Annotated in this window: 13 protein-coding genes and 1 pseudogene; 5 read left to right on the forward strand and 9 right to left on the reverse strand. The window is 63.5% G+C overall.

Annotation, left to right across the window (positions count from 1 at the left end; genetic code table 11):
* Position 1 precedes the first annotated feature (1 nt).
* A complete protein-coding gene (locus D2V07_RS17780) occupies positions 2 to 664 on the forward strand; it encodes a glycoside hydrolase family 25 protein (protein WP_233548509.1) in 663 nt (220 codons plus the stop codon).
* A 16-nt stretch (positions 665 to 680) separates the two neighbouring features.
* Here the strand turns inward: D2V07_RS17780 and D2V07_RS17785 are convergent, their stop codons facing one another.
* From D2V07_RS17785 to D2V07_RS17795, 3 genes are all read right to left on the reverse strand, one after another.
* Positions 681 to 1,664 (reverse strand): endonuclease/exonuclease/phosphatase family protein, encoded by a 984-nt coding sequence (locus D2V07_RS17785; RefSeq protein WP_119588243.1) that lies wholly within the window; start codon positions 1,662 to 1,664, stop codon positions 681 to 683.
* Between the two features lie 89 nt (positions 1,665 to 1,753).
* Positions 1,754 to 2,893: a M14 family metallopeptidase gene (locus tag D2V07_RS17790; RefSeq protein WP_119588244.1), complete on the reverse strand. Its 1,140-nt coding sequence runs from the start codon at positions 2,891 to 2,893 to the stop codon at positions 1,754 to 1,756.
* A complete protein-coding gene (locus tag D2V07_RS17795; protein WP_119588245.1) occupies positions 2,890 to 3,483 on the reverse strand; it encodes a DUF4136 domain-containing protein in 594 nt (197 codons plus the stop codon). Before D2V07_RS17795 ends, D2V07_RS17790 begins: the two co-directional genes overlap by 4 nt.
* Positions 3,484 to 3,664: 181 nt before the next feature.
* Here D2V07_RS17795 and ykgO point away from each other — a divergent pair, with 181 nt between their 5' ends.
* Together ykgO and D2V07_RS17805 are read left to right on the forward strand one after the other, a co-directional pair.
* A complete protein-coding gene (ykgO, locus tag D2V07_RS17800) occupies positions 3,665 to 3,790 on the forward strand; it encodes a type B 50S ribosomal protein L36 (protein WP_007165381.1) in 126 nt (41 codons plus the stop codon).
* A 69-nt stretch (positions 3,791 to 3,859) separates the two neighbouring features.
* Positions 3,860 to 4,483 (forward strand): HAD family hydrolase, encoded by a 624-nt coding sequence (locus tag D2V07_RS17805; RefSeq protein ID WP_233548510.1) that lies wholly within the window; start codon positions 3,860 to 3,862, stop codon positions 4,481 to 4,483.
* 77 nt (positions 4,484 to 4,560) lie between these two features.
* Here D2V07_RS17805 and D2V07_RS18470 read toward each other — a convergent pair whose 3' ends face one another.
* Positions 4,561 to 4,875, reverse strand: a complete 315-nt coding sequence (locus D2V07_RS18470) for a CC_3452 family protein (protein WP_147367067.1) — start codon at positions 4,873 to 4,875, stop codon at positions 4,561 to 4,563.
* A 147-nt stretch (positions 4,876 to 5,022) separates the two neighbouring features.
* Here D2V07_RS18470 and D2V07_RS17815 point away from each other — a divergent pair, with 147 nt between their 5' ends.
* A complete protein-coding gene (locus tag D2V07_RS17815) occupies positions 5,023 to 5,544 on the forward strand; it encodes a winged helix-turn-helix transcriptional regulator (RefSeq protein WP_119588247.1) in 522 nt (173 codons plus the stop codon).
* 116 nt (positions 5,545 to 5,660) lie between these two features.
* Positions 5,661 to 5,870: a hypothetical protein gene (locus tag D2V07_RS19095; protein WP_325049051.1), complete on the forward strand. Its 210-nt coding sequence runs from the start codon at positions 5,661 to 5,663 to the stop codon at positions 5,868 to 5,870.
* Between the two features lie 21 nt (positions 5,871 to 5,891).
* Here D2V07_RS19095 and D2V07_RS17825 read toward each other — a convergent pair whose 3' ends face one another.
* The 5 genes and pseudogenes from D2V07_RS17825 to D2V07_RS17845 all read right to left on the reverse strand — a co-directional run bounded on the left by D2V07_RS17825 (position 5,892) and on the right by D2V07_RS17845 (position 9,792).
* The gene (locus D2V07_RS17825) at positions 5,892 to 6,389 is read right to left on the reverse strand and encodes an MgtC/SapB family protein (RefSeq protein ID WP_119588248.1); all 498 of its coding nucleotides are present in this window, start codon (positions 6,387 to 6,389) and stop codon (positions 5,892 to 5,894) included.
* Between the two features lie 48 nt (positions 6,390 to 6,437).
* Positions 6,438 to 7,001 carry a manganese efflux pump MntP gene (locus D2V07_RS17830; RefSeq protein ID WP_119588249.1) on the reverse strand — a complete coding sequence of 188 codons (564 nt, stop codon included), beginning with the start codon at positions 6,999 to 7,001 and terminating at the stop codon, positions 6,438 to 6,440.
* Between the two features lie 51 nt (positions 7,002 to 7,052).
* A complete protein-coding gene (locus D2V07_RS17835; protein ID WP_119588250.1) occupies positions 7,053 to 7,481 on the reverse strand; it encodes a hypothetical protein in 429 nt (142 codons plus the stop codon).
* 76 nt (positions 7,482 to 7,557) lie between these two features.
* Positions 7,558 to 8,433: pseudogene (locus D2V07_RS17840) on the reverse strand (YifB family Mg chelatase-like AAA ATPase); the annotation flags it as partial.
* Between the two features lie 324 nt (positions 8,434 to 8,757).
* Positions 8,758 to 9,792: an IS110 family RNA-guided transposase gene (locus D2V07_RS17845; protein ID WP_119587162.1), complete on the reverse strand. Its 1,035-nt coding sequence runs from the start codon at positions 9,790 to 9,792 to the stop codon at positions 8,758 to 8,760.
* Positions 9,793 to 9,862 lie beyond the last annotated feature (70 nt).

Genomic DNA, 9,862 nt, shown 5'->3' on the forward strand with positions numbered 1-9,862 from the left:
GGTGGAAGTGCTGCTGCTGGTGGCCCTGATCGGGCTGGCGGCGGTGCTGTGGTTCCGCGCGTCGGACTGGCAGCCCTCGCGGGCCGAATATCCGACGCAAGGCGCCCTTGTGGGTGCGCAGGACGGCGCGGTGGATTTCAATGCCCTGCGCGCCGTCGGGGCGGACTTCGTCTACCTGGAGGCGAGCCACGGCGCGCGCGGACGTGACGAGCTGTTTCCGCGCAACCTTGCCGCTGCGCGCGATGCGCAACTGCCGCACGGCGTGGTGCATGCCTACGATCCCTGCGTTCCCGCCGAGCGGCAGGCTGCAAATTTCCTCACCATCGTGCCGCGCGATCCCGGGATGCTGCCGCCTGCCATCAGCCTGTCGAAGCTGGCCAGCGAGTGCAGCGATCCGATCGTCGAGGCGGGGCTGGAAAGCGAGCTGACGACCTTCATCAACCAGGTCGAAGGGCACGTCGGCCAGCCCGTGGTGCTGAAGATCAGCCTGGAATTCGAAGCGGAGCACGGAATTGCCGTGAGGATCGAGCGCAACCTGTGGCTCAACCGTGATTTCGTCGAACCGGACTACGCCGGACGGCCGTGGACGCTGTGGAGCGCCACCAGCTACCTGCGCCGCGAATCGGGAGACACCGCGCTGCGCTGGGTCGTGGTACAGCCCTGAATCGCGTTGTCCCGATTTAAGGGTTCGCCATCGCGCCCTGACACAATGTCGCGCGGACGGCGCGGTGATCGGACCCGTTGTTCGGCATGACGGTAAAGTCGCGCAAATCCAGGTCTCCGCGCAGCATTATCTGGTCGAGCGGCCAGCCCAGCAGGGTCAGGCTGGCGGGGAAGGTGGGGAAGGTGCCCCTTCCGATGCGGGGATCGCGCCAATCGCCTGCCTCGCGAAATCGGCTGGTGGTGCGCGACCACGGCACATCGTTGAAATCCCCCATCACCAGAGCATCGCTGTTGTCGCCCGGCGTTTCGGTTCCGGCGCGAACGATATTGCGATCGCGTTCCTGCGTATTCCAGCCGGGAAGCGGGGGCTTGGGGTGCAGGCCGATGAATTCGAAATCCTGCCCGTTTGGAAGGTCTATCGTGGCGTACAGCGTGGGCGTGTCGCGATGGGTATTTTCGGCCAGGCGGGCATCGGCCACCGGCAGGCGACTGGCAAAGACCATGCCGAATGCATGGGGCTGCGGATCGGCTAACGTATAGGGAAAGTCCGCCAGCACCCCCTGCAGTTCATTGACCCAGTTTTCGTCCGTTTCCATCAGCAACAGCAAGTCGGGAGACACCTCCTCGATCTGCGCTGCCACCTGCGCGTAGCCGGTGTTCTTCACCTTGACGTTGACCGAAAGCGCGGTGAAGCACTCGGCCACCTCGGCATCGGCAGCACTTATGCGATCGATCTCCTCTGCGGCGAAATTGGAATAGGGCCAGATCCGCCAGGTATGGATAAGCGCGCTGAGACTGAACAGAGTGACGGCCAACCAGCGACCTTTGCCGTTCACCACCAGCGCGACAATGCCAAGCAACACCGCGGCATAGGCGAATGGCTCCCGCACCAGGTCGACAATCCGGACGAACCAGAAATCGGTGGGCAGAAGTGATATCAGGGTCGCCGTGAAAGCGACCACGGCAACGATGACAAGAGCGATCGCAAGGACGCGGCGCATGGTTTCCCTCTGTGGCACGAATGGTCATGAAACCGACCATTCGTGCACGGGAATGTTCCGCTTTTCTCAGGCAGTCGCCGCTTTGCGCCTCAGTTGTCGTCCAGCCATTCGACCAGCGCGGCCAAGCATTCGCGCGCCAGCAGCTTGCAACGTTCCGGGCTCCACCCCTGGTCCGGATCGGGCCAGTCGTCGTTATCCTTGAACGGCATTTCCAGCGTCATCGCGCAGGCACCGAACCGTTCTGCAACCTGATTGGTGCTTATCGTCAGGTTCGCCTTGCCAGCAGCGGACTTGGGATAGCCTTTCGCGGTCTGGAAATCGGGCGTACGCCGCGCGAGGATGCGCTGGTAGCGATACATGCGTTCGCCCTGCTCGTCTGTCCATGACGGAATGCCTTCGAAACCGGCGAGGAAGACCGCGGCTATCGCCTCGTCTCCGTGAACGTCCATGGCGAAGTCCACGCCGCTTTCGTCCATCGCATTGCGAATTGCGAGCACTTCGGGCGAACGCTCCGCACTGGGATCGGCCCATTCACGGTTGAGATTGACCCCGTTGGCATTGGTGCGCAGGTGGCCGCGAAATGAACCGTCCGGGTTGCAGTTGGGCACTACGTGGAGCCGGCATTTCTTGCGCAGCACGCGGCCAACCGGGTCGGCCGGGTCGGTCAGCACTTCCAGCGCGCCTTCCATCCACCATTCCGCCATTGATTCGCCGGGATGCTGGCGCGCGTAAAACCATACCTGGGTCTCGCCCTCGCCCATTTCCAGACAATCGACGCTGCGCCCGTCCAGCGTCTCGCCCAGGCGGCGATAGTCGACCCCGGGCATACTTGCCGCTTCTGCCACAAGGTCGTTGTGCCGCTCGATCGAATAGGGCGCGAAATAGGCGAACCACGCCATATCGGATGCAGGCGTATACCGGATGGTGAGCGTGCCGCTGCCGGCGGTCTTGTTGTACGAGCTTTCGGCCCGGCCCCAGAAGCTGCGGTCTTCAGAGACACAGGAGTGATAGCCAGGCCAGCCTTCGGGATAGGCGCTATCGGCCAACTGGTCGATCGTCAGTTCCAGTTCCCTGCCCGCCGCGCCGGAGACGCGGAAGTGAAACCACTGCGCAAACTCGCTGTTGCGGTCGTTGGGGATGCGCAGGTGCGCCTTCGCTCCATCGATAGACACGACTTCGATGTTGCCGCTGTCGAAAGCGGCGTCGATAACGATATTGGTTTGGGTCATTCTACCTCGATTGTTTCGCCCGAGTTTCCGGGAAAGCCCGCGAACAGCGCTTCAGCCATGCGCGGTGCGGCAGCGGCATCTGCCGCATAGTCGCTGTTGGTGGTGGCTACCATCGCAGCGCGGCCTTCCCAAAGGTTGGTGGCCCCGCCTGCCTCGCGGATCGATACCGACAGTTCGCGAGAAACGCGCTCTGCCGGTTGACCGCCAAGGTTGAAGCCGATGCCAAGCCCCACGCCGGAGCCGTATGTGCCGGTCGATCCGCCAACGCCGACGTCGACGGGGCCACGGCGACGACCTTCGTCCACCACGTATTGATCGAGAGCGACCTGTGCAACCTGCGCGCCGTTCACCACCACGACGCGGTAACCCAGGCTTTCCAGTTCGCGCCGCACGGCATTTTCGTAGAGGCTGTATTCGATAGAACCCGAATCGAGGCCCGATGCGGGACTGATCTGTATCGTACCCTGGGCCAGGAAAGTGGGCGCATCACCCACGAAGCGGGTCACTTCGACAGGGGAGACGTAGGCGGGCGTGGCGCAGCCGCCCAGCAGGGCGGAAGCGGCAATCAGGGTCAGGGCGGGCTTTTTCATGATAGTACAACGCTTACGCCCGCCAAAAGGTGCCTTCAAGCATGGCAATGCTGTAGCGGCGCAGCAGTACCCGGGGTGCGGGAAGCGGTTGACTTGCTGCAACATCAGGCTTATCCGCGCGCCTTGAATTGACGGCATCGGGGACTATCTCCGGTGCCGATTATTTTTCGGGAACAGACCAATGAAGATCCGCAACAGCCTCAAGTCGCTGAAGAACCGCCATCGCGATTGCCGCGTGATTCGCCGTCGCGGTCGCACCTATGTCATCAACAAGACCAACCGTCGCTTCAAGGCCCGCCAGGGCTGAGGCGACCAGTGCCGTCGGCGCACGGCACCGGTCTTTTGCAAAGCCCCCGCCACCACGGGGGCTTTTTGCGTGTCTGATGTGCGCGAAAATCCCACGGCGGTGGTGTTCGACATCGGCCGCGTCATCGTCCGCTGGAACTTTCGCTACCTGTTCGCAAAGCTGATCGACGATCCCGCGCAGCTCGACTGGTTCCTTGCCAATGTGGTGACTGAGGAGTGGCACCACCAGCACGATGAGGGCCGCCCGCTGGCCGAGATGGTGCCGGAGCGGATCGCCAGCTATCCGGACCATGCCGATCTCATCACCGCCTACGCCACGCGCTTTCCCGAAACCTACCCCGAGAACGTTCCCGGCGTACCCGCAATCATAACCCGCCTGAAAGCGCGCGGGGTGCCGCTGTTCGGCCTGTCGAACTTCGGAGCGGATTTCTGGCCAGAGTTCATCGCCAACGAACCCGCGCTGGAGGGCTTCCGCGACATCGTGGTTTCCGGCCACGAGAAGGTGGCGAAACCCGATCCCGCAATCTACGCCGTTGCCGAAGATCGCTTTGGTCTGCCGCCGGGGCAACTGTTCTTCATCGACGACAAGGCAGAGAACATTGCGGCGGCAAAGGCGCGCGGCTGGCATGGGCACGTGTTCACTGATGCCTCGTCTCTGGAAGCGGATCTCGCCGCGCGAGGTCTGCTGGATTAGAAAAAAGGCCCCGGCACCTGCGTGCCGAGGCCCCCACAGTAACCGCCCCGATGGAGAGAGGGGCGGGAAATCCATTCTCAGCCGTTGCAGCGCGCCAATTGCGCATCGGGGAGCAGCCCGCCGCCAGCGCTGAAACTGACTATCGTTCCGACCTCGCGCCGCAGTTCGCTACAAACCCTTAAAGTGCGGTCGCGGCTGCGCGGTGCGATGCAGATGTTGCGTTCGCACCGAAACAGCACGCCGCCAGCGATCGCCTCGCTCTTTCCGGCGGGCTCCACCAGTTCTACCGAGAAATACGGACTAGCGGGGCTCGCCCTTAGCGCGGCAGGCGCGAAGACGGCAGCTAGCGTAGCGGCGGCAGACAGGGCGATCACAGGCAAACGCTTCGGCACGGGACATCCTTTCGATAGTCAGTTGCAATCGGCAACCAGTTTCGAAATACTACCTATCTAAGTAAGTTTCATGCTGCAACCCTTTTGCAAATATTTTTGGCTTTCCGGCGTTTGCCTGTAGGACACGATCGGGACACAGGATTTGGAATGGGTATCAGAGAACCGTTAGCTGAGATGGGTTGCGGCCTTCCGCATGCCCTTGAAGTCATGGGGGAACGCTGGTCGTTCCTTATCCTGCGCGCGGCCTTCAACGGCCTCTGCCATTTCGAGGAGTTCTCGCAGGAACTGGGCATTGCCCGGAACATCCTGTCCAGCAGGCTGACCAAGCTGGTGGAGAACGGCGTGCTGGCCAGGACGCCGTGCGAGGAAGACCGGCGCAAGATCGAGTACCGCCTGACCGAGAAGGGCCTCGGCCTGCTGCCCGCCATGCTGGCGTTGCGTCAGTGGGGAGAGCGCTATGTCGAGGATATCACCCCGAACCTGGTGCTTGTCGATTGCCGTGATGGCCAGCCGGTTCAGCCTATCACGATTCGCGCCCAGGATGGCCGGGAACTGAGCTGGAGCGAGCTTGGCTGGCAGACACCCGACAAGATCGGCCAGCCGGTGGACCGGCACGACGTCACCCACGTCAGGAGCGGGTTTCCCAGCGAAGCCGGGGATTGCCGCTGAGCGAGGGACCGCCCACCACTCCCGATGGCCGCTACATCGTCGTTCGCGGGAGATTGTGGCGAGCCACCAATCCAAACCTTCCTGAGGAAAAACGGCAGGCGCTGGTTAATCAACTGATGGAAGCCCGCCGCGCCGTGCGGGATGCCAAGGGTGACGATGCGGCCCTATGCAAGGCGCGCGCCCGCGTGCAGACGGCCAAGGAAGGCCTGGGCGAACGCGGCCCCGTGTGGTGGGACGACGGGGCACCTGACTACAACCGATACCTGGCGAAAAACACGCCCTATGCCGAATGGTGGGAACGCCGGTCCGCTTCTCAAAAGCAATAACGTTGGGCCTTGCGCGCTGCGTCAGTCACCGATGTTAGCATCCTCCTGCCGGCCATTCACGGCAGTCGAGTCCCACTTGGCGGTGAAGGGCCCGCTGGCGATCAGCAGCACCAGCACGATTGCTGCCATGATTGCTCCCAGCCAGACTTCGCCCATGCCGCAGGCGAGTCCGATGGCGCCCGCCGTCCAGATCGCCGCCGCAGAACCCGCGCCCTGCACAAAATTGCCCTGCCGGAACATTGCACCTGCGCCAAGGAAACCGATGCCCGTGATAACGCCCTCGATCACCCGCGTGGGATCGATGCGCGACTGCGGATCGGCGGTGTCATGCAGCAGTTCCGTCGATGCCATGATCAGTCCCGCGGCCCCGACAGATATGATGACGAAGGGCCTGAAATCGATCGGCTTTTCCCGGATAAACCGTTCCAGGCCGATCAGAAAAGGCAGCAGCGCGGCTGCGGCCATGCGGATGGCGACCTGAAGCCAGGTGATACTATCGGGACCGGAAAATTCGTTCATGGCCGTTCAATGAGCAGGCACTGCTAAGGTTTCGTACCAGGCATGCCGTCACATCCAGCCGGTGTGCTCCGCCAAGATCCTCACGCCCAGGCCGATGAGTACGAGCCCGCCGAACACCTCTGCCCTTTTGCCAAGTGCCGGGCCGATGCGTGCCGCGAACCAGTAGGCGGGGGTGCACAGCGCCAGCGTAACCGCGCCTATGATCACGCATGACAGCCAGATGGGCAGGCTGAATAGCTCCAGTGTCAGACCCGCGGCGGCAGCATCGATGGACGTGGCGATTGCCGCGACGAGCAGGGCAACGAAGCTTGTTCGCGAACCGTCGTCGCCGGGCTCGGTATCGCCATCTCCCTCCAGCCCTTCGCGCAGCATGCGATAGCCCAGGAATGCGAGGAGGACGAACGCGATCCAGTGGTCGATCGCCGCCAACCAGCCGACGAACAGTGCGCCAAGACCCCAGCCGATCAACGGCATTACACCTTGCGCGATGCCAAAGGCGACGCCTGTCTCCAGCGCCCGCGTGATCGAGTGCGGCCCTGCAGCGCCGCGCACCAGCGAGACGGCGAAAGCATCCATGGCCAGCGCCAGGGCGAGAATGAGAACGGCAATCATGCGGAGCGCTCTCTAACGCGCCCCACCTGTCATTGCACCACGATCATTGCACTACTTTATCGGCTCGCCCTGATAGTGTGCTGCGACGAGTGGACGGCTTGTGCCAAAGTCGGCGATGTAGACGCTGTCGATGGGCGCGCCAGCGGCATCCCGGGCGGGTGCAAAACGCGCGTGTTCGATGAAGCTTTCGCACAGGTCTTGCCCCCGCGCTTCGTCGCTGTCGGCCTGTTCCTCGGTGACCGGCAGGGCCATGCATGACCTGACCGTTCCCGAACTGGTGACGAGGAGGCCGTACCGTAGCGGAGGCAGACCACGGAACCGCAGGTGGCCGGGTATGTCATTCGCGATCTGCTGTTGCCACAAGCCAGCCTCGAGCGGCTGGGCCTCGATGGCCGGTTCCGGCAGGTTCTGCGCGGCGGCTGGCAAGCTAGGGAACATGGCGCCTGCAATTCCGCCGGATGCAAGGATGGTACGCAACATCGTCGTCTCTCCATCTGCGATGGAGGAAATAGAGCGGCCCGAAGCTGACTGCCAGATTAACAGTCGTGCCAGTGTGTCAGGCGCGCGGAGCCTGCCTGCGATAACTCAGCGCCTCTGCAACATGCACGCGCCCGACCTCGCTGGCCCCGGCAAGGTCGGCGATCGTGCGCGCGACACGTAGCATGCGGGTGTAGCCGCGCGCGGACAGGCGCAGCTTCTCCGCCGCCTGCATCAGCAGGGTGCGGCCAGCCTCGTCCGGAGTGGCGTGCCGCTCCAGCGCATCCCCATCCAGTTCCGCATTGGAGCGCACACCGCGCGCAACCTGCAGGCGACGCGCTTGCGCCACGCGCGCAGCGACCTCGGCGCTGCCTTCGGCGGGCGGGGGCAGTGCCAAGTCCGCCGCGCTAACCGGGTCGACTTCCACGTGGAGGTCGATCCGGTCGAGCATGGGGCCAGAGACCTTGCTCTGGTAATCGACAGCGCACCTTGGTGCGCGGCTGCATGCCAGTGCCGGGTCGCCCAGGTGGCCGCAGCGGCACGGGTTCATCGCCGCGACCAGTTGAACGCGCGCCGGGTAGGCGACATGGGCATTGGCGCGGGCGACATCGACCTTTCCGGTCTCCAGCGGCTGGCGCAGCGAATCGAGCACGGCACGCTGGAATTCGGGCAGTTCATCCAGGAACAGCACGCCGAGGTGGGCCAGGCTGACTTCTCCCGGCCGTACGCGCAGGCCGCCGCCGGTCAGCGCCGCCATGCTGGCCGAATGATGCGGCGCGCGAAATGGCCGGGTACGGCTGATGCGGCCTCCTTCCAGCAGACCTGCCACCGATTGCACCATGCTGACTTCCAGCGCCTCTGCCGGTGAAAGCGGTGGCAGGATGCCGGGCAGGCAGGATGCCAGCAGGCTTTTCCCCGCGCCCGGCGGACCGTTCATCAGCAGGTTAGATATGCCTACACTCTCAGCGTTATGAGCTGCTGAAAGCAGCCGGATTGGCCGGAAATGGGCCGTGTGTGGACGGCCCTCCGTTGGCAAGGGTTTTATGAAGTTTTGCATTCTGCTGGTCGAGGCGGCCATGTGTCCGGCCTTTGAATGCGGCTGTGTCATGCGCCGCTGGCCATGATGCCTTTCGCGCGAACCGGGTCCCGACCTATAGCACGCGCTCGAAGCGCCACGGCCCAAAATGGGTTTTCCCGATCCGGCGGTTTCAACCGGCTTCGTGCATCAACTCCTCTTTGCCCTTTCCAACTTCGTCAGCGCGGTGACCGCGCGAAGCTTCTATACCGGCATCGGCTGCGGCTGCGGCTGGCGATAGCGTTCGCCACTGGTCATCAGCGCCCAGACCATGCGGGCGTTTTTGTTCGCAAGCGCCACCGCCGCGACCTTGGCAGGCCGGCGGGCAAGCAATTGAACTAGCCAAGGTCGCTTCGTGCCATGCCGCTCGGCATGGCGGATGACCGCCATCGCCCCGACGACGAGCATCTGCCGCAGGTATCGGTTGCCCGCCCGGGTTATACTGCCGAGCCGCTCCTTACCGCCCGACGAGTTCTGCTTGGGCACGAGCCCGATCCATGCAGCGAGATCGCGACCGGTCTTGAACACTGTGGGGTCGGCGACCGATGCAACGAATGCGCTTGCGAGAAGCGGCCCCACGCCGGGGATCTCCATCAATCGGCGGCCGAGCTCGGTCCGCCGTGCACTGGCCAGTACGCGTCGGTCATTCTCGAGAATCTGCTGCTTCACGACATCAAGCTGCGCTGCCAGCATCTGCAGACAAAGACGCGCATCCTCCGGCACGCGATCGTCGCCTGCATCGGCGACCACCTCGAGCAGCCGTTCGACCCCAAGTCGGCCGACCGGTGCCACCACTCCAAACTCCGAGATGTGTGCACGGATCGCGTTCGAGATCTGGGTGCGTTGGCGGTTCAGCATCAACCGCACACGGTGAAGCATCATCAGGCTCTGCTGCTCTGGGCTCTTCACCGCGACGAAGCGCATCGTCGGCCGGGTCACCGCCTCGCAGATCGCTTCCGCATCGGCAGCGTCGTTCTTCCCGCGCTTGACGTAGGGCTTCACGTATTGCGCCGGCATCAGCTTCACATCGTGACCCAGTGCGGTCAACTCTCGCGCCCAGTAATGCGAGTTGTTGCACGCCTCGATGCCGACGAGACACCGCGGCAGCGTCGCGAAGAACGGCAGCATCCTCGCTCGCGTCAGTCGGCGGCGGATCAGCACCTTGCCATCTGCTCCAACGCCATGCACCTGGAACACCGACTTCGCGATATCCAGACCAATCGTAACCACTTCGCTCATCTCGAGTCTCCTTCCAGCTCAATCCCGCGATACTACCGCAGGTGGATGGAGAGCCGTCCACAGCATCAGT

Source organism: Aurantiacibacter zhengii (assembly GCF_003584125.1).
Lineage (GTDB): Bacteria > Pseudomonadota > Alphaproteobacteria > Sphingomonadales > Sphingomonadaceae > Alteraurantiacibacter > Alteraurantiacibacter zhengii.